The organism is Endobacterium cereale, assembly GCF_009617585.1.
In the GTDB taxonomy this organism is placed as follows: domain Bacteria; phylum Pseudomonadota; class Alphaproteobacteria; order Rhizobiales; family Rhizobiaceae; genus Neorhizobium; species Neorhizobium cereale.
In genome coordinates this window covers 370,809-392,425 of the sequence record NZ_WIXI01000050.1, presented here as the reverse complement: position 1 = coordinate 392,425, position 21,617 = coordinate 370,809, and the positions used below count along the sequence as shown (strand labels likewise).

At 56.7% G+C, this 21,617-nt stretch carries 19 protein-coding genes; 4 read left to right on the top strand and 15 right to left on the bottom strand.

All coding sequences use genetic code 11. From position 1 onward, the window contains the following. Nucleotides 1-150: 150 nt before the first annotated feature. Together GAO09_RS25285 and GAO09_RS25280 are read right to left on the bottom strand one after the other, a co-directional pair. Nucleotides 151-1,410, bottom strand: coding sequence for an SfnB family sulfur acquisition oxidoreductase (locus GAO09_RS25285; protein WP_153359002.1), 1,260 nt, complete (start codon nucleotides 1,408-1,410; stop codon nucleotides 151-153). Between the two features lie 469 nt (nucleotides 1,411-1,879). Then, complete coding sequence (locus GAO09_RS25280; protein WP_153359000.1) at nucleotides 1,880-4,825, bottom strand: hypothetical protein; 2,946 nt, start codon at nucleotides 4,823-4,825, stop codon at nucleotides 1,880-1,882. 628 nt (nucleotides 4,826-5,453) lie between these two features. On the opposite strand from GAO09_RS25280, the gene GAO09_RS25275 reads away from it, so the two are divergent. Together GAO09_RS25275 and GAO09_RS25270 are read left to right on the top strand one after the other, a co-directional pair. Further along, nucleotides 5,454-6,863, top strand: a complete 1,410-nt coding sequence (locus GAO09_RS25275; RefSeq protein ID WP_153358998.1) for a sensor histidine kinase — start codon at nucleotides 5,454-5,456, stop codon at nucleotides 6,861-6,863. Further along, nucleotides 6,863-7,237 carry a response regulator gene (locus GAO09_RS25270; protein WP_153358996.1) on the top strand — a complete coding sequence of 125 codons (375 nt, stop codon included), beginning with the start codon at nucleotides 6,863-6,865 and terminating at the stop codon, nucleotides 7,235-7,237. Before GAO09_RS25275 ends, GAO09_RS25270 begins: the two co-directional genes overlap by 1 nt. A gap of 354 nt (nucleotides 7,238-7,591) precedes the next feature. Here the strand turns inward: GAO09_RS25270 and GAO09_RS25265 are convergent, their stop codons facing one another. Then, a complete protein-coding gene (locus tag GAO09_RS25265; RefSeq protein WP_153358994.1) occupies nucleotides 7,592-7,834 on the bottom strand; it encodes a hypothetical protein in 243 nt (80 codons plus the stop codon). Between the two features lie 10 nt (nucleotides 7,835-7,844). Beyond that, a complete protein-coding gene (locus GAO09_RS25260) occupies nucleotides 7,845-9,266 on the bottom strand; it encodes a dihydrolipoyl dehydrogenase (RefSeq protein WP_153358977.1) in 1,422 nt (473 codons plus the stop codon). A gap of 91 nt (nucleotides 9,267-9,357) precedes the next feature. Here GAO09_RS25260 and GAO09_RS25255 point away from each other — a divergent pair, with 91 nt between their 5' ends. After that, nucleotides 9,358-9,549 carry a hypothetical protein gene (locus GAO09_RS25255; protein ID WP_153358975.1) on the top strand — a complete coding sequence of 64 codons (192 nt, stop codon included), beginning with the start codon at nucleotides 9,358-9,360 and terminating at the stop codon, nucleotides 9,547-9,549. 134 nt (nucleotides 9,550-9,683) lie between these two features. On the opposite strand, the gene GAO09_RS25250 is transcribed toward GAO09_RS25255, so the two are convergent. The 11 genes from GAO09_RS25250 to GAO09_RS25200 form a co-directional block, all read right to left on the bottom strand. After that, complete coding sequence (locus tag GAO09_RS25250; protein ID WP_153358973.1) at nucleotides 9,684-10,730, bottom strand: glutathione synthase; 1,047 nt, start codon at nucleotides 10,728-10,730, stop codon at nucleotides 9,684-9,686. A gap of 8 nt (nucleotides 10,731-10,738) precedes the next feature. Continuing rightward, on the bottom strand, nucleotides 10,739-12,613 hold the full coding sequence (locus GAO09_RS25245) for a flavohemoglobin expression-modulating QEGLA motif protein (protein WP_153358971.1): 1,875 nt from the start codon (nucleotides 12,611-12,613) through the stop codon (nucleotides 10,739-10,741). Continuing rightward, nucleotides 12,610-13,410 carry an N-formylglutamate amidohydrolase gene (locus GAO09_RS25240; protein ID WP_153359392.1) on the bottom strand — a complete coding sequence of 267 codons (801 nt, stop codon included), beginning with the start codon at nucleotides 13,408-13,410 and terminating at the stop codon, nucleotides 12,610-12,612. Before GAO09_RS25240 ends, GAO09_RS25245 begins: the two co-directional genes overlap by 4 nt. 258 nt (nucleotides 13,411-13,668) lie before the next feature. Continuing rightward, complete coding sequence (locus GAO09_RS29745; RefSeq protein ID WP_209018839.1) at nucleotides 13,669-13,788, bottom strand: DUF3140 domain-containing protein; 120 nt, start codon at nucleotides 13,786-13,788, stop codon at nucleotides 13,669-13,671. A 93-nt stretch (nucleotides 13,789-13,881) separates the two neighbouring features. Then, entirely contained in the window at nucleotides 13,882-14,349 is a 468-nt protein-coding gene (locus GAO09_RS25230; RefSeq protein ID WP_153358969.1) for a pyridoxamine 5'-phosphate oxidase family protein, read from the bottom strand. A 467-nt stretch (nucleotides 14,350-14,816) separates the two neighbouring features. Further along, nucleotides 14,817-15,878: an ABC transporter ATP-binding protein gene (locus GAO09_RS25225; protein ID WP_153358967.1), complete on the bottom strand. Its 1,062-nt coding sequence runs from the start codon at nucleotides 15,876-15,878 to the stop codon at nucleotides 14,817-14,819. 33 nt (nucleotides 15,879-15,911) lie between these two features. After that, nucleotides 15,912-16,733 (bottom strand): carbohydrate ABC transporter permease, encoded by an 822-nt coding sequence (locus GAO09_RS25220; RefSeq protein ID WP_153358965.1) that lies wholly within the window; start codon nucleotides 16,731-16,733, stop codon nucleotides 15,912-15,914. Further along, nucleotides 16,733-17,671, bottom strand: a complete 939-nt coding sequence (locus GAO09_RS25215; protein WP_153358963.1) for a carbohydrate ABC transporter permease — start codon at nucleotides 17,669-17,671, stop codon at nucleotides 16,733-16,735. Before GAO09_RS25215 ends, GAO09_RS25220 begins: the two co-directional genes overlap by 1 nt. Further along, on the bottom strand, nucleotides 17,671-18,999 hold the full coding sequence (locus tag GAO09_RS25210) for an ABC transporter substrate-binding protein (protein WP_153358961.1): 1,329 nt from the start codon (nucleotides 18,997-18,999) through the stop codon (nucleotides 17,671-17,673). Before GAO09_RS25210 ends, GAO09_RS25215 begins: the two co-directional genes overlap by 1 nt. 67 nt (nucleotides 19,000-19,066) lie before the next feature. Further along, nucleotides 19,067-19,738, bottom strand: a complete 672-nt coding sequence (locus GAO09_RS25205) for a GntR family transcriptional regulator (protein WP_153358959.1) — start codon at nucleotides 19,736-19,738, stop codon at nucleotides 19,067-19,069. Between the two features lie 31 nt (nucleotides 19,739-19,769). After that, on the bottom strand, nucleotides 19,770-20,651 hold the full coding sequence (locus GAO09_RS25200) for a dihydrodipicolinate synthase family protein (protein ID WP_153358957.1): 882 nt from the start codon (nucleotides 20,649-20,651) through the stop codon (nucleotides 19,770-19,772). A gap of 753 nt (nucleotides 20,652-21,404) precedes the next feature. On the opposite strand from GAO09_RS25200, the gene GAO09_RS25195 reads away from it, so the two are divergent. Next, nucleotides 21,405-21,596: a hypothetical protein gene (locus GAO09_RS25195; protein WP_153358955.1), complete on the top strand. Its 192-nt coding sequence runs from the start codon at nucleotides 21,405-21,407 to the stop codon at nucleotides 21,594-21,596. The last annotated feature ends 21 nt before the right edge of the window (nucleotides 21,597-21,617 follow it).

Below are 21,617 nucleotides of genomic sequence, written 5' to 3'. Positions count from 1 at the left end.
CAGGCACCGGTCAATGCCACTTCGGGCGCAGAGTTCGGATGGGCCATACATAGTTTATGGGCTACATCAAAACCAAAATTTGCCCCGTTGCGCCTATATCAAGTCAGAGAGTTAGCGGACTCTATTTGGCGAAGTCGGGTTAGTTGCCCATTAAATCCAAGAGTGCATTGGAGGCTCTATTCTGTTCAAATAATATTGTCCAATCGTGTGAAATTTCCAACGAACTGGATCATGGAGCGTGTGTGTGCGTGCATCGCGCCAAAGGCGATCTAAATTCAACTCTTCTAAAGTTGATCGGGCGCCTACAAGTTCGAACAGCTTGTTCGATGCCAAAAGAGCTAGCTCCGTAGATAAAACCTTGGCCTCGGCAATTGCGATTTTTGCCAAACCGATTGCGACCTCATTAGCGTCGGCGATCGTGGCGTCGAGTTGACGTCCACTCCGTTCAATCATCGCTTCGGCAGCGTTGTATTTGATCTTGAGGTCGCCAATGGCTGCAATTGTATATGGATCGTCACTGGCATGTTCCTGTCCGCTGTCGATCCAAGGACGGGCATATGTCTTGATCAAACCGATTGTGACATCGATGGCATTCTTGGCGATACCCAGATCAATCGCAGCGTGGATGATTTGGCTTTGCGGGCCCACTGCACTCGGATTTTCGTAAACGATGTGTGCAGGCAGTACCCTGTTAGATCCAACGCGCACTCTGTCTAGAATTACAGTTCCACTTGCGGTCGTGCGCTGACCGAAGCCCGACCAGTCATCGACAACTGTCAGGCCGTTCGATGTCCGATCGGCCACAGCAACCACGACGCGACCATCTTCATTCAGCGCCACGATCGGGATAAGATGAGCAAAAAGAGCGCATGTGGAGTAAAATTTCTGTCCCGAGACGAGATAATCATCTCCATCAAGGACTGCTCGCGTCTGCATGTCTTCGACGGTTTTGCCACCGAATTCTGAAAACGCGTTACCCATTCTCTGGCCAGATAGCACTTTACCAAATAGGTCTAATTTCTGCTCTTCGCTGCCGGTCAGTCGAATGACGTCGAGGATTTCAAAATGACTTTGCGGCATTTGCGCAAGAGAGGGGTCAGCTGAAGCAAGAAGTGTGAAAACCTTAGCTACTGTGGTTTGCGAAACCCCTGCGCCGCCATAGTTCTTGGGGATCGTTATACCCCAGAGGCCACTTTGCGAAAACGCTTCTACCTCCTCGAACGGCAATTTTCTAAATTTGTCTCGCAGACTCGCGTCGGCAAGGAAGCTCAGGCGTAAATCTTCGGCAATTGCAATTGCTTCCTCGTCGCAGCCTATGATGTGGGCATGCTCTGTCGGAAGGGAAGGAATCCAGTCAAAAGTCCGCGCCGCTATTGATGCGTCAGAAGCTTTCTGCGTTGCATAGCTCATCCTATCACCTTTCTATTCACATTTGATGGTTGCATGCTCAGCAACCGGTCAGAAAAACGGGAGCTCACCTGCTTTCGGTGGGGACAATCTAAAAATGCTACATTTCGCAAGCATTGCTGATGCGGATAGCCGCATGTCATTTGTAGCGGGTGTCTCGCATATCCGCAGGGTGTGTCGTCGAGATTCAATCTCCGTGAAAGGAGATATCGCGTGCCATCAAGACCTTAGCGATGAGGAGTGGGTTTTTGATTGTTGGAAAAATTGGCCACTTTTCCAACCCCCCGTGACCCACCAAGAATGCGATTATCTGATGGCAGACAATTCACTTCGTTGGATTTAGCCGTCAAATTCGAACCGAAAGGTGGATCGAATTCTGCTGGAATCCAACAAAAAGACGCCAAAATGACGAGACGGGCATACATGCCGGTCTTCGATATTCATGTTGCCTACCACGATCTACAGCGATAGCTCAGCTCGTCCAAGGCATCTGGCTATCCAGATTGTCGCCATCGCCGTCATAGTCTGGATGCTTATCGGTCTCATCGACAAACAAGCCGAGATCGGTAGTGAACTGCCTGTCGATGATGTCACGGTGTTCAGAGATATAGCTCAGGAAATTCTCCAGCTCTTCCTGGCGATAGGTCAGGATACTTTCGTTGTCGGGCGCATCGCGCTGGCCGTAATTCCGAATATACGCATCAAGGAAGCGATATTTGTCGAGACCGTCCTCCGTCAGCAATCCATCCTTGTCCATTTGGGTGAACATGTCGCGCAGCTTGTCGCGATAGCCGGTGATCTCTTCACTACGCTTGATGTCATTGATGATGTCGGGAATGAGAGTTGCCAATGAAAGCACCGCCGAGATGACGAAAGACGGCGCGGCAAACGCCTTGGCTAAGCTTAGCCCCTTTGACAGGCCGAGAAGCGATGAGACGCCGCCGATAGTACCGAAGCCACCAGCCGCGACCTGCAGAGCCCCCTTGGCAACTGTCGTATCGTCGCCGCTCGCGAGACCCTTTTTGATTGTTAAAGCACCGATGGCGACATCGGCCGCGCCTGCAAATGTGTCGGCGCCGGCGCTCATCACCAAGAGCGCGGCGGATGCGCCGCGGTGCCAGTTGTTGATCCCCTTGATGTCGGGGCGCATCTCATAGCCATCGATCAGGCCCTTGGCGAGTGCCTCGGAATTTTTGATGTCGGCCTTTTCTAGGAGGTTCTCGTAGAATTCGGGCTTATCGGTCCCCTCGACGGCCTTGGACAGTTCTGTCTGGAATGCTTCGGTAAGTTCGTTCGTCATGGTCAGGCCGCCGCCCTCCTTGCCGGACGGAGCCTTGAAGAGATCGTCAAACGTCTTGTCGAGGCCGAGCAGCGGCTTGGCCGGAGTCCTTTTGAGATCGTCGATGTTCTCGAGAGGAGGATTAGCCTTCTCGAGCTTTTCATTATACTCCTTAACATCCTGATTGTGTTCGCCGATGATATGATTGGCGAGATCGCCGAAATGCTTGCCGGCTCCCACGAAGCTTACGAAGTCCTTGGCGACCGACAGCCGTTCCTCCGGTGTGTCCCCGATCTTGCCGCCCTTGCTGGCCAGCTGGTAGACGCCTGAAACGAGTGAAATGCCGCCGCCGATGGAGCCGATTACCCCGGCCTTCGTCATGTCATTAAAGAATTTCAGACCTTCACCACCGGCACCTTCTGCAATCGTCTTGTACTTTCCGTTTTTGAACAGGTTTTCGATGTCGGACGACTTGATCTCGCCGTTTTTCGAATAGATCGCACCGATCTCCTGCATTGCCTTGGCGAAATCCTTGGCGCTCTGCTTGTTGCCGAGCACCTCGTTGAGGAATTTCTCCGATTCCGCCAATCGACGGCCGATATCGAGGCCGCCTTTCTTTGCGGCGGTGAGCAGCATCTTGACGATGTCGGCGCCGGCCTGGGTGAGATTTTCCTCGCTAATCTTGCCGGGATCGCCCATCAGGTCGTCGAGTTCCATCGTCATGGAGTCGAGCTGCATGTTTTGGGCGAATTCCTTGGCCTTCTCGGGATCGGCGACGAGCAATGCGCTATAGACGGACGAGATATCGTCCTTGGCGGTCTCGTTCTGACCGTTCCTGGTCAGGTCTTGGATATATTTGGCATAGTCGACGCCGAAGGCCATGTCGGTCAGTTCCTTGATGACCGCGTCGCCGCCATCGACCTTCTTCAATGCTTCTGAGCGCGCTGCTGCAATGTCTTTACCTACTGCTTCCGAACCGAGCAGGTCGCTGACGCTCTTCGCCACCTTGTCGCCATCGATGATCTGTTCGAAATCCTTGCCGTTGGCCTTTGTGATGTCGTTGCCCATGCTTATGCTGAGAGTAGCCATGTCGAGCCCGCTCTCACGGATGCTTTGCGCCTGCAGTGCGTTCAGAAGCTTAGCACGATCGTCGTCGGCCTTGATGTCACCCTTCTCGACGCCCTCTTTCCAAGTCTTCATGGCATTTTGCCAGGCAAGCTCGGTAACGGTTAATTCCTTTCCGTCCTTGTCCTTCTCGGTGGTCTTCAAGGCGGCGATGTCGAGTTCTTCTGGGGAAGGCAGGCCCGCCTTTTCGCGAGCTTCGTCGACGGCCTTGTCACGGCCGGGACCAGAGAATTCGTCGCTCTTCCCAGACAAGAATTCGTAGAGCTTCGGTGTCGTATCGGCGGAGACATATTTCTTGTCGCCATTTTTCATGTCGACGCGGATTAGGCCGTTGTCCTCGTCCGGCCGATAGATGGAGGCGCCGTCGGCAAGATCCTGGTCTTTGATGCCGTTCTCGTCCTTGATAAGCTTGTAGCCATCCTTGTCGGCAGAATTCATCGCGTCGAGCTTGGCAAATAGTTCCGGCGTCAGTTCCTTGGAAACAAAACGCAGATGCGCTCCATCGACACCAACATTCATGTTCACGTAGATGGTGGAATCGCTGATCTTCGAAACCGTCCAGACGTCGCCGAGCTTGATCTTGTCGCGACCGTCGTCGCGTAGGAACTCCTTGCGGTTGTCGTCCTTGCCGCCGTCACCGATCGCTTCCTTCGCGAGCTTCAGATCCTTTTCGGGGATTTTGGAAATGCCGGAAATATATTCATAGAACTTTGGGTTGTCATCACGGCGGATGACAGTGATCTTTTCGTCGCCGTCAGCCTGGTAAGCGATCGCATCAGTCGCATCTTCATCGGTTCTGGCTTTTTCGGGCATATCTACGATGGAAATCTTCTCGACCGCCGGCCACACCTCGCTGTTGGTCGCCATCCGATAATCGGGGTTGCGTTCGTCACCGTGAGGCGGGCTATTGGCAGCCCTTGCGACAGCGATCGCGCGTTCGAACGCAGCTTCGCCAGTTCCGGGCTCACGGTGTTCGACTGCTTCGGTCTTCGTTCGGGTAACTTGTACATTCACAATGACTTCCCCCTGTGGACGGAGCGCTGCGCTCCTGGAATTCGGGCGCATGGGTTGCCGTACTCACCCACCGATATTTGCCGGTGCCGATGTAGCAGGCATTGCCCGAAAGCGTTGCGAGTGGCGACTTAACCATTAAATCATAGTAGGAAATCTCGCTCGGATAGTCACAGTTTTATGAAACTTCTGGCTGTTTTGCTATCTATGGGTGAGCCGGACGGTTCCAGGAGCGTGTTGCAAATTTTGAGCAAAACTGATTGAGCATTCAGGAAACGTCGCGCGCCAAGTGCACTTTTTTGCCTTACGCCGTCGCAGCAGTGGCATCCGCGCTTGTGATCGCGACCACGTCGGACAAAGCCCGACGTGGTCGCAACTCCATCCGTGCCGATATGGTCTCTTCTATAAAACCTTAGAACCACCGCCAAGTCATCGGCCCGATGACGTTACTGGCAACGCGTCAGCATGCCTAAGTTTCGCGTTCGCAGACCGCATTCGGCCTCCAAGGGAATATTAGCAATACAGGTTTCCCCGTTGTCTTTGGCATTCTGAGAACTATGTGTGTAGTTCCTGACCGGGATCAGAGCATCCTGGAACACCTGCGGAGAATTCCGCGAGAAACAGAGCATCTATGCAACGACCGAATGCCGCCACGGATTTCGCGCTGATTCTCGAAGGCATGCCTCAACCTTATCTCATACTTGATGCCGAACTTACTATCGTTGGTGCGAGTGATGCATATCTTGCGCTGACGGATCGCCTCCGCGACGACATCGTCGGCAAGAGTATCCTTGTCGCCTTCCCCGAAAACCCGGATGAGAAGGGTACGGTAGAGCAGGGGCCCTTGGAAGTCTCGCTTCGTCATGCTCTGGCGACGGGCAAGCCTCACGAGATGGCGGTAATCCAGTATGACATTCCGCTCCCCAGTGGAGGTTTTGCCCAAAAATTCTGGACCCCTATACACTCGCCCGTCACAGACGCAGAAGGACATGTTCAGTACATTATCCAGAACCCGATGGACGTGACGGAAAGCGTACTCAAGGCCCGCGAGGACGATGCGAGACTGAGGGTCGCGATGCATGCCGCTGACCTGGCCTCATGGGAATACGAACCGGAAACCGACATCTGGCGGCGGAGCCACGCTGTGGACGAGCTTTTTGGTTTTGGCCCAGGCGAGGGGGGGGCGGTAGCGGCAAACTTTTTTGCCCGCATGCACCCCGACGACCTACCTGTCGTTCAAGACGGCGTTCGAAGTATTCTCGGCTGCCCGGACGAAACAGTCGTGAATTTTGAGTACCGTGTCGTGCTTCCGAACGGAAAAATCCGGCATTTGAGTTCTCGTGGCGAGGTCCTCAGGACAACAATAGGAAAAGTCCGGATGATCGGTGTCATCATGGATGTAACAGCCGACAGAGCACGCGAGGCCGCACTCTCTGCAGCAGTTACGGCGCAGAGTGAACTCCTGGATCAGAAAGACGCGCTTCTGGCCGAGGTGAACCATCGTGTGAAGAACAGCCTTCAACTCGTTGTCAGCACCTTGAGGCTTCAGTCGAGGCGGATCGATGTTGCTGCCACGAAAGCTGTGTTTGATGTTGCGATCTCTCGCGTCAGAGCGATCATTTCCGTTCATGAGCGCCTTTACCGGGCCGACAATGCGCTCAAAGTTGACATGAAGGAACAGCTTGGGAAGCTCTGCCTCGATCTGACGGGGGACAAGGCAGCCAGTCACGTCAGTGTGGATGTGGACAACCTCGAACTGCCAACCGAAAAAGCGATCCCGATTTCGGTTATTGTCAACGAGCTTTTGATGGCTGTTTTACAGGACACGCTCGAGAATGGTCGTCGATTGACGGTGTCTTTGAAGCGGATCCGTGCCGGCTATCTCGAGTTGGCTGTCACCGGAAACGTCGGTACATCCTGTCTCCCGGAACTCGGAACCAAACTGGTGCGCAGCATGGCGGCACAGATGGACGGCGAGTTCACCGATGTTTCGTACGGCGACGGTTACCGCGCGGCGGTTGTTTTCAAGGGGGCAGTCTAGTGCCCCTGCGCGTATTGATCGTCGAGGACGAGATGCTACTTGCCCTCGATCTGGAGGACATGCTTCTCGATGCCGGCCATGACGTGGTGGGCCAGGCATCCGACATGGGGCAGGCTCTGGCGATCGCCGACAAGCTGGATGGCCAATTCGATGTTGCCATCATGGATGTCAATCTCGCTCGGGGGACAAACGGCATCGATACGGCCGCGGCCTTGCGGGAGCGTTGGAACGTCCCGTCCCTTTTCGTCAGTGGTAACCTGGACGAACTAACCAGGGATCGCGCTATGCAGTGGAAGCCGATCGGTTTCGTCGGAAAACCTTATTCTGAACGGGAAGTGCTCTCGTCACTGGTGGCAGTTCCGCCCGTTCTGTAAAGCCGACAAGTACCAGTCATTTCGGTATCCGCGAAGGAACCAAAGGTGTTGATGGTGGTTTCTCTAGAGAGGTCGCGGCGTGCCAATCGGGCATGACGGAGACGGTGAACGCAGCGGTTTTCCCGATTTCTCGCTGCGGGCAACGAAAAGCCAGGCGAGCACCTTTACCTGTCCGCTGCGATCTTCCTTCTCACAGGCGAGAACACCGAACCCGACCTTCGGCGCAGCGCTGCATTCTTGCGTTCATAGCAGGATAGCATAACCGGTTCAGGAAGTCGGGCGTCGAAAATGTTAGCTGCAGTTGAACGACGTACTCTTCATGATTCCCGCCAGTCTGCGTTCTTGTGGCATGCTTCAGTTGAAATCACCGAGAACTCCGGCCCGCCATAAGATTTCAGGCTCGCCTTCCTCACCGATGACGGGTTGCGCCTCACGTTTCCACACGACTGCACCCGCATGGACGTCCGCCAGGCGACGTGCCTCGGCGATCGCCGCAGGTTCATCAGTGGCCAGCTTTGGCTCGGACACAGGGATTGCCTGCCCCGACTGGTCGAGGTCGAAGGCAAGGAAGAACAATGATTTGTAAGCACCGGGCATTTGTCGCTCCTTACACGCCTGGGGAAGAACCTGCATCGCGGTCCTGTCCGAATGATAGCCGGGTTTGATCGCAGATGTGCTTCAGAGCAGACCGCAAACCTTCCTCGTAGGTCGGATGGTAGAACGGCTTGTCGAGAAGCTGCATTGCGGTCTGTCGATCTTCGATTGCCCAAGCGATCATATGAGCGAAATGTTCGCCCTCCGGTGCGGCGATCGTCGCCCCCGTCAGACGGCCTTCATTGTCCGCGTAAATCCTGATCAAGCCGGCGTTGTGCCCTTCCACCTTCGCGCGGCCCTGGTCGGAAAACTCGGAGACGCCAACGTTTGCATTCTTGCCCGCAGGCACGCCGATCGAGGCGCTCGGAGGATCGGTAAACGTTATTGCCAAGGGTGTTGACCGCTTTGAAGGCCGGACGTCCGGAAAGCACGCAGCGTTGTTGCCAGCGATAGCGCCTTCCGCTGATGCCTCATGGAGGACCGGTAACGCAGCGTCGCAGTCGCCTGCGATAAAGATGGAGGATTTTCCGCATTGCATGGTCTGACTGTCAAATACAGGGGTTCCGTGCTCGTCCAGTTCGAGACCTGTATTGGCAAGGTCCAGTCCACCGAAGTTCGGCGGGCGGCCCGCAGCAAGGAGGACATGCGTGAAGCGTTTTTTTCCCTCAGATGCCCCGGACCAGGAGATATCAGTTGTTTCGTCCGACTGTGAGGCGTTGATTTTTACCCCTAGATGAATCGTGAATTCCCGTTCAAGTAACGTATGCAGCGACTTCGCCACGTCATGGTCCTTCAAAGCCGAAACCGTGTCCCCCTCGTCGAAGACTGTAACGTCAACCCCGAGGCGGGAGAATGCCTGCGCCAATTCAAGTCCAAGCGGTCCCGCGCCGACCACCGCGAGTGAGAAGGGGAGTTTGTCAATTTCGAACACGGTTTCGTTTGTCAGAATGTTTTTCATCCCATCGAACATCTTAGGAATGCTCGGTCGGGAACCGGTGGCGATCACCACGCACCTGGCGTGGATGATCCTGCCGTCGACCGCCAGTCTGTCAGCGCTGATAAACTTTGCCAAGCCTTTCAGTTTCGCACTGTCCGGCAGATCCTCTATCGATTCGAGGGCCGATGCCACAAACGCGTCACGCAGAGTTCGAACACGCTCCATGACCGCCTTGCCGTCTATGGTCACGTTGCCCGCATGTATTCCGAATTGCGACGAGACGCCCATGCTGTGAGCAGTTTTCGCGGCGGCGATCAGAAGCTTCGAAGGCATGCAGCCAATTGACGCACATGTCGTTCCGGCAAACCGGTCATCGATGAGCAGGGTGCGTGCGCCTGCTCGGCGAGCGCTGCGTTCGGCCGCCAGTCCAGCCGTGCCGGCTCCAATCACGGCCACGTCGCATTCAATGTCAATTTCAGGTTTCTGTTGTGATGGCATTCGGGCTTGTCCTTGGTCATACGCAAGCCTGTGGAACAGTCGCGCGGGCAACTTCGTTCCGTATCAAGTTCAACAAAACAGCGAGAACCAGATGTCCAATCCTGAAATGGAACGAGCACCCGAATACGATGTCGATGCCGAAGCAGCAGAGAAGGCCCATGGCGACAAAAGCGCTGCGGACAAAGTACCCGCTGACGAAGAAACCGAAGGTGCAACGAATGCGCTTACCACACCTGTTGCACCGCCCGAGATGGCAAAGGATCGACACGGTAAGGATGGATAAAATTCTCGGCCAGGCAGTCATCCCGACCGGCGCTTTTGCCTCATAAATGCACACTGTGAAACTGCGCATTTATGAGGCGGATCGGCCGTATGATCAACACAGTCACGGTTGGTAGATCCACGGCAGACGATATTTTACAACGTCGCCAGGACCGCGTTGCTGATTTTGCCGGCGTAGTTCTTGCGCATCTCGACCTTCTGCTCGAGGGCGATGACAACATCGACGGAGAGATCGACGCCATGCAGTTCGGCGATATCCGGCAGGCCGCCGGGTGTGAACACGTTGATCTCCAGGATCTTGTCTCCAACAATATCTAGTCCGACCAGGAACATGCCGTCGCCGACCAATTTGGGACGAACCATTTCCGCGACCTCGAGAATTTTCGGGGTTATTTCAGCGGGAGCAGCCGTGCCTGCCACGTGCATGTTCGATCGAACCTCGCCCTTGGCTGGTACGCGACGCAGCGCGGCATAGGCGCCATCTCTTTGCAGCGGTCGACCATTCATCAGAAACAGCCTGATGTCGCCCGCCGTTGCATCGGGAAGATAGCCCTGTGCAATCAGATAGCCTTCGCCACTGACGGCTTCGAAAATCTGGTTGAGGTTGGCTTCCTTGCTCGAGGCGATCTTGAAGACGTTCTTTCCTCCCGAGCCCTGCAGAGGTTTCAGGATCGCTCCCTGTTTCTGCTCGTCAATGAAGTCCCTGATTTCCTCAATGCTTTTGGAGATCAGTGTTTTCGGCCGGACCTTCTCCGGGAATTCCTGAAAATACAACTTGTTTTGAGCACGCGCGAGGCCGTCGGGATCATTGACGGTCAGGACCCCGCGATCCGCGGCAAGACGGCCGAAGAGGATGCCTGCATGGGCCGCCCAAGGGCGCTCGTCGGCATCCTGCGAGGGATCGTTGCGCAGGAACAATACGTCGATATCTTCGACCGGGATCGTTTCGACTTTTGCCTGATCGCTCTGGAGGGCGGCAACGAATGTGTCCGCCTTTTTCGCCTTTGCTCCTTTTACCGACGTGGCGCGAACCAACAGGCTGTCATCCGGGCGCAAAACAAAATCGCCGGGCGTGAGGTAACAAACGTCGTGACCACGCCCAAGGGCGGCCAGCGCGAGCGATGTCGTGGTGAAAAAACCTGCCTCGTCGGCGATTGAATTGACGAAAAAAGCGATACGCATCGTGTCTCCTATTTTTGTATCATGTCGATTGGGCGCATTCCGCTTCTGGCCACAGCCAGACGGGCGCGTCCCTCTTCTGTTTCGAGAAAAAGTGGTCGAACCGCCGGCAATCGCAACAACCCCCGCTCGGCCAGTTCCTGCATCACGGTGAAGTGTGACGCGGCGATCTTGCCCATCCAGAACGGTTCAAGAGCGCCGCCGGTTCTCAGATGGGCGAGCAAGGCAAGCAGTCCGCGAAGGTAAATGGCATCCTTGGCGAGGCCACCGCCTCGATAGAGCCGAAGCACCAGGTTGAAGGCGGCAGGCGAAGAGAAATTGTACTCGTCTACCAGGATCGAATAGGTTTGCGAGAACGATGCGCCATTCAGCATGGAAGCGCAGCCCACGACCCGCGCGGCGATCAGTCTCAACCGGGCAGTGGTCATCCCGCCGGAAAGATACTCCGCAAACACCGCCAGGCCCTCCTGCATGCCCTCGTAACCCGCAAGCCCGGTGCGGAAGAGCCGAAGGCCCTGCGCGGAGCCGTTGAAATAGGTGAGCAGGTGAACGCCGATCTCATGGGAGAGCAGAGGATCGACCCTCTTCTTGTCCATCAGGGTCGCGCTCGAGATCAGAAGGCGGTGTCCCGAAACCATCAATCCTGATGGCAGGTCATCGCGAAGCTCGACAGACACCTCGAATTCGTCGAGTTGCGTTTGGTAGGCCGCAATCATGTTAAGCGCGCGAGCCTGGACATAGCCACTGTCGGCGATGGCGTTATCAGCATTTCCGTCATCATCGGCATCGATGTTGGCAAGATGCGCCAGAATCATTCTGGCTTCGTCGAGAAGCGACGGCTCCACAGGCCCGTAAAGGGCGCGACCGAATTCGACGAACTGTGGCTTCTGGCGGAACGAGAGCAGGGAAAGCTGCAAGTCGAGCTCATGCTGCTTTTCGCGGTAGAGTTGGTAAAGAACCGGGTCTTCCAGATGATCGAATGAAATCGAATACAGCTTGCGTTTGGCGGACTCGATCTGGACGGTGAGGGGGCGATAGAGAAAGGCGGGATGGTCGCCATTCGCCCGGAAGGCCTCGAAAGCCGCTTCAGCGTTGATCGGCGTCACCGCAAGCAGGAAATCAAAGGACGAGGCAACCTCGTCGATGCTCCGGTCGACACGCGTGACGGCGTCGACGAAAGCTCTGCGCCCGAGTGCCCGATGGGTCTTGAGCGTGAGGATTCCCCCGGATTCAATGAAGGATGCCATAGCCTTTAAGCCGGCATCGAAGATCATGGCAACAAGCTGCTCACGCAATTCCGGATAAGCGTTATCCGTGCCTGCCTGACGGTAAACAGGTGCGAACCTGATGGCGAGCGTCGAAAGCCGCATAACGCGCGCCAGCTCTATGTCTTCACGGTATGGCGGTGTTGTTACGCGTTCCACCTTGGGCGTACGAAACCGGGCCTCGCTATCGCTGATCGCCGAGGAGAAGCATTCTGCTGCCTCTACCATGTCATCGCTCGACCATATGGCTATCTCAAAAGGCGGAAGAAAAGGCGAGTCCTCGGTCAGAAAGCGATCCTGTGTGAGCTCGCCAAGATCGAAAACGGCAAAGGAGCCAAAGCGGCCTCTCATGGCCTTGGCAACGGCATCAATCACCTTGATCGCCACCGGAGCATGGGGTGCAATCAGGTAGGCCGCATTTGCCTGCGCGATGTCACGCGCCACCGGCTCCGCATCGTCTTCGGCAATATGAACGCACAGAAACGGCAAGGGTCTGTCGATATGAAGCCGCCCGCCGCCCGGCAGGTCGCGCCGGACCGATTTACCCTCAGCGAGGCAGGAAATGATGTCGTTCAACCATTCGTCGTCGGCATATGCGTCTGCGGCGGGTGCGCTCCTCATGGTTGACCGTCCAATGCTTTTTCAAGCACAGGCACAGCGGTAGAGATCATGTTGCGAAGCTGATCCAGAATTTCGACGTCCGGTTCGCCGGTCCATTCGTCCATGAAGAATTTCTTGAACTCGATTGCAATCGCGCAGCCGGAGTTCGGGAAGTGCTCGTGGACGAACCGGGTCTGCTCGCCCTTACCCTGAAACGCGACATTTTCCCTGACATCAATCGGTCGGCCATCGATCTCAAATGAGGTCAGATGTGCGATCAATGCATCGACGACAGGCGTCCAACGCTGCCGATCCATGGAGAATGTGCCGATGTTGATGTCGGGTGCAGATGCTTGTTCGGTCGGCGCGGCCTCACGGCCATCGCGACGATGATTGTAGCTGTGAACATCCAACAGGACGAACCGACCGAACTGTCGCTCGATGCCTCGAAGGGTGGTTTTCAGTGTCTCGTAATATGCATCATGTATCTGTAACGATGCTTCGATGAATTCGGGTGGCAGCACGCCGGACCAGACCCTCAATCCCCATGCCTGTTCGGGAGACAGATATATCGCGCCATCGCGATTGCGGTTGAGATCGACTTCAAACCGGGACCGGTGAAATGTAACGCGGTTTTGCACGTCGCAGATCGTATAGGCAGTATAGGGATCTTCTTCGCGCAATCTCTCGTCGGACATCAACGCATATTGGTCGGCCAGATCTGTTCGGACCGAATGCCCTTCGTGAATCGCCGTCGCTATAATGGGTGATGAGCCTCGCTCGATGCTCCAGAGAGCGCGCTCATCCTCAAACAGCATATCGCGGAGTTCGACAGATTGTGGCCTTGATCCGGCTGCTCGCAAAGATTCGGCCATAGTGGTAGATCCAGTGGCGTCTGGCATACATATTTCTCCCGTGCCGCCGACAACGCACGGGGACGGGATTTGTTACGAACAAGCCTCATATTTTGCTCGACCGACGGCAGCAGCCTCGCGAAGTCTTGCAGCGGAGAAAGCTTCGCAGATGTTATCCCAGTCCCTGAGAGGGGCGTGCCCCCAGCTCATCAGCGAATGGCCTCACGTCGAATGCTCGACATCAGTCAGGGTCGCTTTCGTCTTGTGCTTGATCTCGACGATACGACGGCCGAAATGATGCCCGACAGTCTCACCACCGCCATACTCCGACATTGCTGTCATCAGTATCGAGCCAGTGCCTGAGCGCTGCAGGTGCCATGTTTACGGCCTCACGGGATTCGGCACAGACCCTGTCGCTGGCGATCTCCTGCGCGCTCATACGGCACCTCCGGAGACGGCATCTACCGACGGAAGTTCGATACGCCCGTTGTCCTCGCCGTCCCAATAGTCGATCGCTTGCGCCGAAACCTTGATGAGCAGAATGCCGGGTGTGTCGATGCCTTCCGGGAACCAGCGATCTAAATCCCTCACCCAATGTTGTTCGAACTGTGCCTTGTCGCGGATCAGAGTTGCTTGGCCATCGATCGCAATGAAGATACCGGGCTTGCCGAGGATGCTTGGTGGCGCGGTAAAGGTGAGGGCGAGCCCGCTATTGCGGCCAATCTCGCTGACCTTGCGCGTGTCCTCGTATGAGAAAAACCAGGAATCGCCGTCATACTCGACATCGCCGTTATTGCTCATCGGGCGGCTATTGATCCTTCCGGATCCGCCGGTCGTGTTGAACATGCAGAAGTCGATCTTCGCCAGTTTTTTGGAAAGCTCTTCCATCGTCATCGTGGTCATTGGGAGTTCCTCATAGGTTAAGGTTTGAGAACCCCTAAAATCGATCTACGTTCCCTGCGACATCCCCCGTGTAGGGGCCGATTTCGATGAGGCTGCCGTCCGGATCACGGCAATGGACCGAAACGAGCCTGACGAGCGCACCATCCCGGCTGGCCGGACCAGCCAGCACTTCGACACCGGAGGCACTTATATGGGCAATGGTATCATGCGGCGAGGCGCCTCGGTCACGAAGCGGAGGTAGTCCTTCCTGCTGCCTCGTGGTCGGCGGTAAACCATTCGTCCTTGCTGATGGAGATCGGTCGAAAGTTGATGCGCTGCTTTCCGAACAGCATGGCCGTGGGCGGGTGTAGCGATGACATTTTGAGCCATCGCTACAAAAAAATGGCCTCGAAAGGTCGCGGACCGGAGCCGATCGTGAAACAGCGGATTGGAAGTCGAGGCAGCGGCGTCCCAATCGTCTAAAAGCCTTACATCCTCTGCCCACTAGCCTTGTCGAACAGATGTGCCCGCGTCGCATCCACCGCGATACCAATATCGTCGCCGAAACGAATGTCGAGACGTTCGCGGAACAGGCAGGAGATTTCCTCCTCCTGGCTTTTGATGCGGGCAAAGATTTCCGAGCCGGTGCCTTCAACGATCTCGACACGTCCCGAAATTCCGCCAGTGGTTTCGGCGCGGATATGTTCAGGGCGAATGCCGTAGACCAGTTTGCGGCCGCCGAGCTTTGCCGTGTCGGCATGCGGCGGCAGCGGCAGGACGAGGCCCTTGTCGCTGCGGAAAACGCCTTCCTCGATCTGGCCATCGATGAAATTCATTGCCGGCGAGCCGATGAAACCCGCGACGAACAGGTTTGCCGGACGATCGTAGAGGTCGAGCGGTGCGCCGACCTGTTCGATATGGCCATCGTGCAGGACGACGATCTTGTCGGCCATGGTCATCGCCTCGATCTGGTCGTGGGTGACGTAGATGATCGTGGTGCCGATGCGCTGGTGCAGCGCCTTGATCTCGGCGCGCATCTGTACGCGCAGCTTGGCGTCGAGGTTGGAGAGCGGTTCGTCGAACAAAAACACCTGCGGATCGCGCACCAGCGCACGGCCCATGGCGACACGCTGGCGCTGGCCGCCGGAAAGCTGGCGTGGATAGCGGTCGAGCAGTTTTTCCAGGCCCAGGATGGCGGCAGCACTTTCCACCTTGCGCCGTGTCTCGTTGGCATCGGCCTTCTTGAGCTTCAGCGCGAAGGCCATATTGTCGGCTACCGTCATGTGCGGGTAGAGCGCGTAGTTCTGAAACACCATGGCGATGTCGCGGTCGCGGGCCGGCAGGTGCGAGACCTCGCGCGGGCCGATGCGGATGGCGCCGCCGGAGACTTCCTCCAGACCGGCGACCATGCGCAGCAGCGTCGATTTTCCGCAGCCGGACGGGCCGACAAGGACAACGAATTCGCCGTTGGCGATATCGACGCTGAGATCACGGATGACTTCGACGGCGCCGAAACGCTTGGCGATGTTCTGGATGTTGACTGTAGCCATGGGTGAAAATCCTCCCGATTTCCAAAAGTGTTTTTAGCCGCCCTTGACCGCGCCGGCGGTCAGGCCCGCGACGATCTGTTTCTGCGCGAACATGGTCAGCACCAGAACCGGCAGGGTGACGATCAATGCGGCGGCGGCCAGAGGCCCCCAGCTGACCTGTTCGAAGGACAGCATGTTATAGACGGCGACCGGCAGGGTGCGGGTCTCGCGGCTGGCGAGCACGATGCCGAACACAAAATTGTTCCACGAGAAGATCACCGCAAGGATGAAAGCGACGACGATGCCGGGCTTGGCGATCGGCAGCGCCACGAGGCGAAACACCTGCCATGAGGTGGCGCCGTCTATGCTGGCGGCTTCCTCCAGTTCCTTCGGCGTCGTCTCGAAATAACCGATCATGATCCACACGACGATCGGCACGGTGACGACGAGATGGATGATGATCTGCGGCAGAAGCGTGCCGAGCAGGTTCATCCATTGGAACAGCAGGAAAAGTGGGATGAGGAAGGAGAGGCCGGGCGTCATGCGGGCGATCATGATCACCATGGCAGCACGCTCCGCCTTCAGCCGCGCGATGCCGTAACCTGCGGGAACGCCGATGACGAGCGCCAGCAGAGTGGCGGCGCCGGTGACGAGGACCGAATTCCAGAAATAGAGAAGAAAGTTGTTCTCCTCGAATACCTTTGCATAGTTCGACCATGCAACCCGTTCGGGGATCAGGATCGGCGGATAAGCACCGTTGTCGATCTCGAATTTGAGGGACAGCGAGATCATCCAGATGAAGAACAAGATGACCGGCGAAATCATCACCAGAGCGGCGAACAGAAGGCCGATACGGTTGAGCATACGATGTGTCATCAGCGGTCCTCCATGTCGGCCCAGTTGGTGCGGGCGCGGACCATCATCAGCACGAAGGACAGCGCCACGATGACGACGAAAAAGACGACGGCCATGGCCGATCCGTAACCGATGTCGTAATAGGCAAAGGCGGTGTTGTAGAGGTAGATATTGATGGTTTCTGAGGCCGTGCCCGGGCCGCCCTGCGTCATCGCGTAGATGATGTCGAAGCTTTTGACGGCATCGATGGAGCGGATGATGACGGCGATCATCAGGAAGGGCGCGATCATCGGAAGCGTCAGGTAACGAAATTTCTGCCAGGCATTGGCACCGTCGATTTCCGCACTCTCATAAGGTTCGCGCGGGACGGCGGCGAGACCGCCGAGCACGATCAGCATGATCAGCGGTGTCCATTGCCAAGTTTCGACCAGAACCAGCGACGGGATGACCGTCGACTGGTTATAAATCCATTCTTGCGCGCCTATGCCGACCAGCGACAAGAGGTAATTGAGCACGCCGAGCTGCGGGTGAAACATCATGGTCCAGACCAGCGCGATGGCGACCGGGGTCGCCATCATCGGCATCACGAACACGCCGCGCAAAAAACCGCGGAGCGGGAACTGGCCGTCGAAGACGAGGGCAGCGAGCGTTCCCAGGAACAGCGGCGCCACGACCGAAAGAACGGTGTAGATCGCCGTGTGCCACATGCTTTCCCAAAAGCGCATGTCACCGGCGAGCCGGATGTAATTATCCAGCCCGATGAACTCCTGCTCCTGTCCAAGTGTCCAGGAATTGACGCTCATCCACAGGGTGAACACCCAGGGAAAAACGATGACTGCGCCGATGACCACGAGGGCCGGGACGACGAAGGGCCAGTAATTGGGGGCAAGCCTGGGCGGCTTTACCCCTTTTGCTGTCACGGCGTCTGCCGCGCTCGTATCAACGGTCACGGAAGCCATTATCCCTCGCTGCGTGCCAGAACCGGTGCGAACTGTTCGCCCGCTTTCTTGAGCTCAGTCGCCGGATCGGCACCGCCGATCATGTTGGTAAGCGCCACGCCATAAATGTCGCGGAACTCGGTGACCGGGATGATCACCGGCAGCGCCAGCTGCGAAACCTTGCCGGAGGCAACCACCGCATCCACCCATTCGCCCGGCATGGTGACGCCCTTGCGAACTGCGGCATCGTCGAGGATCGACTGCCGATACGGCACGCCGGCACCGGCCTGCAGCAGATGCGCACCCATTTCATGGGAGATCGCCCATTGGCAGAACAGGTAGGCGGCTTCCTTCTTGGTGCTGGCAGCGGTAACGCCCAGACCATCGCCGAATGTGCCGGCGGCCTGTGCGGCAGGACCTTTGGGGATGACGCTGTAACCGGTCTTGCCGACGACGCGGGATTTTTCCGGGTTTTCGATCGGCGGCGCAAAACCGACGCCATCGAACCACATGCCGACCTTGCCCTGCAGGAAGGCGGATTGCGCTTCGGCCCAGTTGAAGCCGGAGACGCCGACCGGGGCGGCCTTGGTCATCAGCGTCTGATACATTTTTGCCGCTTCAACGGCTTCCTTGCTATCGCTGGCAATCTTGCCATCAACGATCGGGGTTGCGCCGTAACCCAGCATCAGCGAGGTCCAGACCGGGGTATTGGCATTCTTCAGGCCACGCGCGACAAAACCGAACGTGTTGGTGGACTTGTCGGTGAGGGCTTCGGCCGTAGAGACCATTTCCTCGAAACTTGCAGGATATTTGAGGCCCTTGGCGTCGAACAGTTCCTTGTTCCAGTAGACGATCCAGTAATCGACGGAGAAGGGCAGGGAGCGCAGGGTGCCATCGGCATCCTTGGCGAATTTCAGGCCGGCCTCGGCGAAATCGCCTTCCACCATGGATGGGTCGGTAAGGCTCGGGTCCTTGAAGAAGCCGGAAAGATCGGCCAGCCACTTACCCTTTTCATACTGGCGTTTCTGCACGTGGTAGCTGAGATGCACGACGTCGAAGCTGGGCCGGCCGGACGACAGTTCGATCGTCGTCTTCTGGCGCTGCTGCTGTTCAGGGGTCGCTTCGGCATTGACCTTGATGCCGGTCAGCGCCTCGAAATCCTTCATGTATTTCAACAGGATTTCGCCGCGCGGGCTTTTGACGAGGTTCACTTCCAGCGTGGTGCCGGCAAAGCGTTTCCAGTCGACGGCAGCCGATGCCGTGCGCGCGCCGACAAGGCCTGCCGCACCCAGTGCTGCGGAGCCTGCCAGAAAGTTGCGGCGGGTGGGGGTCCAGAATGGTGATGTCATGATGTCCTCCTCCAAGGTTTACCGGGATCTCCTCATCCCGGCTCATGAACGTTGAAATTCTGCCTGTTTAAATCCTGAGGGCGCGGTCCCTCGCATGTCCGATATGCTTAACGAGTTCCAGGACCGCATCCTCGGCGGAGCGGCGCTCGATGGCGTCAAGCACGCCCATATGCTCGCCCATGACCGACGCGACACGGCCATTGATGCGAAAACGTTCCTGGTTGATCAGCCGCATCTTGATCGAGTTGACGCGGTAGACATTCGAAATGATGCGGTTGCCGAGCGCATCGATAAAGGCGTCATGCATGCCCCAGTCGACCGCCTGCGCTTCCGCTTCCAGTTCCGGCGTTTCGTTGCCGGCGGCGGCCGCCGCCGCAAGTTCGCGATGTTTGCCGATCATCCTGCCGATCAGTTCGTCGGATGCCGAATGAACAAATAGTGCGACCGCTTCCTTTTCCAGAAACAGGCGCAGCTGAAATGCTTCGCGGATCAGATGCAGGTCGATATGGGCGATCTGCAATCCGCGCTGCGGCACCGTCTTGATCAGCCCCTCGGCCTCCAACCGTGGGATCAGTTCACGAATGGCACCGAGCGGCAGGCCGGTCAGTTCGACAAGGCGACGCTGCGACACGAACTGGCCGGGCCGCACGTCACGCGCCAGCAGATGTCGGGTAAAGCTCTCATAGGCCTTTTCCCGAAGCGTGGGTTCTTCCACCTGCTGGTCGTCGTGTTGTTGCATCACTGTCCCTGTTGCGGTCGTTTTTTGGTGCTCAGGCCGCCTTCGTGCGGAAAAGTCCGTCAAAGAGGTGGCCGAGTTCGTTTTGTACGTCGGTCGATGTAGAAAGCAGCGGCGCGCGAACCGCAAGCCATTTCTGATCGCCGAGTTCACGGGCGACCATCGCCTTGACGGCAGGCGTGACCGGGTGCTTCAGGAGCGCGACCACAAGTTCGACCACGCGCGGATCGTCACGCCCCTCATTGGCCATGGCACCGACTTCCTGCGGCGCAAAATTGGCAACACCGGAAATGGCGCCCTGACCACCCATGCGCACACCCTGCGCCAGATGCCGTTCGTCGCCGATCAGGATGATTAGGTCGGAATGGTCTTTCAGCAGAGCTTGCGTGTGATCCCAGTCACCACCCGAATCCTTGACGCCGGTGACGATGCCGGGGAACGCTTCGCGCAGACGGGCGACGAGCGGCACGCTGAGCTTCACCATGGTGACGGACGGGATGTTGTAGACGAGGATATCTCGCGCCTTGGACCCAAGCAGCGAAAACACCCGCGAAAACCAGCGAAACAGGCCCTCGTCGCTGACGTTCTTGAAATAGGAGGGTGGTGCGAGAAGAATGTTGCGTACGCCGCGATCGAGCGCGAGCCTGGCCTGTTCGGCCGCATCTTCCGCCGAATCCACCAGCACGCCGACAACGATCTGCTCAGGTGCCACACCGGCATCGAGCACTGCCGACAGGACGCGCTCCCGTTCCTGATGGCCGATCGAAGACCCTTCACCGGTCGTGCCGAAGAGGGTGCAGCTGTTGCAGCCACCGGCAAGGCCGCGTCTCACCTGCGCGAGCATCATATCGAGCACGATATCGCCATTCTCGTCGAACGGGGTGGTCAATGCGACGGATAGACCGAAGCGTGTCATGAGTGTCTCCTCCTCTGATTGCCTAGTGGTAGTCGTCTAACATGTTAGCTGTCAACCGATGATTTCGGAGAGATTTATGGCAAGGCTTTAGGAGTAAAATGGTTGGTTACGGGAAATGGTAGGAGAGCCTTGTGGACGGTGGGCTGACGCCATGATACGGACGAGAAAGTTGCGATGATCCGTTCCATGACTGAGCTTGCGCTCGAAGATCATAAGGTCGCTTTCCCAGCAGCCAGATGTCGCAAAAAAGACACTGTGCTTCGAGAGTCGCATGGAAGACATTGGCGGCCCGCCTCGGGCACGTAACCAAAAAGCCTAAGCCATCATCTTCCTCACCGTAAATGAGCGATAGATCCTGGATCGATGACGCGCCATATCATTGACCAAAACCTCTGCCGTCACCAGATAATGAAGACGCAGGCGATCGGTAAGGGCGACCTGAGTATAGCATTTTGACATATCCAAATCTCGAAAGTGAAATCATTGAAATTACTAGCAAGTCGCATATGAACACGCATTCGCATGATGGGCTGAGTTTCGAGATCGAGCTGGGCATCGTCGGATAAGGTCTGAGACGATAAATAAGTTCTCCAACGCAAGTATCTGAGCATAAACAGCAATTAATAAGTTCCATAATGCATATTATCAAATATCAGTGTCCTCCAGGGGTACATTTTATTTCCCATATGCGACATGCCATTAATCTCCATGGCTTCACTTTGGGATTTTGGCATGTCGGGATGCTATAAGTAGATGACCTTCGCCGACCGTCGATGTTCGCATCATCTGGTGGCGGCGAAAGTGCCGAAACAGTGCCTTTCCCGCGACGCACAGAATATCTCAGCGGACATTTCCTCTTTGCAAATTGACGGAAACGCCGAACTCAATGCCACATTGATTGCATCAGGCTATAAAAGTATCGAGCGGTTTGCACCGGCATCCTGAATGGTCCGCCGTCCTTTTCGA

What these genes read in the sequence shown, in the direction of transcription:
- GAO09_RS25285 (WP_153359002.1), bottom strand. Translation starts at nt 1,410, where the DNA reads ATGAGCTATGCAACGCAGAAAGCTTCTGACGCATCAATAGCGGCGCGG.
- GAO09_RS25275 (WP_153358998.1), top strand. Translation starts at nt 5,454, where the DNA reads ATGCAACGACCGAATGCCGCCACGGATTTCGCGCTGATTCTCGAAGGC.
- GAO09_RS25265 (WP_153358994.1), bottom strand. Translation starts at nt 7,834, where the DNA reads ATGCCCGGTGCTTACAAATCATTGTTCTTCCTTGCCTTCGACCTCGAC.
- GAO09_RS25260 (WP_153358977.1), bottom strand. Translation starts at nt 9,266, where the DNA reads ATGCCATCACAACAGAAACCTGAAATTGACATTGAATGCGACGTGGCC.
- GAO09_RS25255 (WP_153358975.1), top strand. Translation starts at nt 9,358, where the DNA reads ATGTCCAATCCTGAAATGGAACGAGCACCCGAATACGATGTCGATGCC.
- GAO09_RS25250 (WP_153358973.1), bottom strand. Translation starts at nt 10,730, where the DNA reads ATGCGTATCGCTTTTTTCGTCAATTCAATCGCCGACGAGGCAGGTTTT.
- GAO09_RS25245 (WP_153358971.1), bottom strand. Translation starts at nt 12,613, where the DNA reads ATGAGGAGCGCACCCGCCGCAGACGCATATGCCGACGACGAATGGTTG.
- GAO09_RS25240 (WP_153359392.1), bottom strand. Translation starts at nt 13,410, where the DNA reads ATGCTGTTTGAGGATGAGCGCGCTCTCTGGAGCATCGAGCGAGGCTCA.
- GAO09_RS29745 (WP_209018839.1), bottom strand. Translation starts at nt 13,788, where the DNA reads ATGACAGCAATGTCGGAGTATGGCGGTGGTGAGACTGTCGGGCATCAT.
- GAO09_RS25230 (WP_153358969.1), bottom strand. Translation starts at nt 14,349, where the DNA reads ATGACCACGATGACGATGGAAGAGCTTTCCAAAAAACTGGCGAAGATC.
- GAO09_RS25225 (WP_153358967.1), bottom strand. Translation starts at nt 15,878, where the DNA reads ATGGCTACAGTCAACATCCAGAACATCGCCAAGCGTTTCGGCGCCGTC.
- GAO09_RS25220 (WP_153358965.1), bottom strand. Translation starts at nt 16,733, where the DNA reads ATGACACATCGTATGCTCAACCGTATCGGCCTTCTGTTCGCCGCTCTG.
- GAO09_RS25215 (WP_153358963.1), bottom strand. Translation starts at nt 17,671, where the DNA reads ATGGCTTCCGTGACCGTTGATACGAGCGCGGCAGACGCCGTGACAGCA.
- GAO09_RS25210 (WP_153358961.1), bottom strand. Translation starts at nt 18,999, where the DNA reads ATGACATCACCATTCTGGACCCCCACCCGCCGCAACTTTCTGGCAGGC.
- GAO09_RS25205 (WP_153358959.1), bottom strand. Translation starts at nt 19,738, where the DNA reads ATGCAACAACACGACGACCAGCAGGTGGAAGAACCCACGCTTCGGGAA.
- GAO09_RS25200 (WP_153358957.1), bottom strand. Translation starts at nt 20,651, where the DNA reads ATGACACGCTTCGGTCTATCCGTCGCATTGACCACCCCGTTCGACGAG.
- GAO09_RS25195 (WP_153358955.1), top strand. Translation starts at nt 21,405, where the DNA reads ATGACCTTCGCCGACCGTCGATGTTCGCATCATCTGGTGGCGGCGAAA.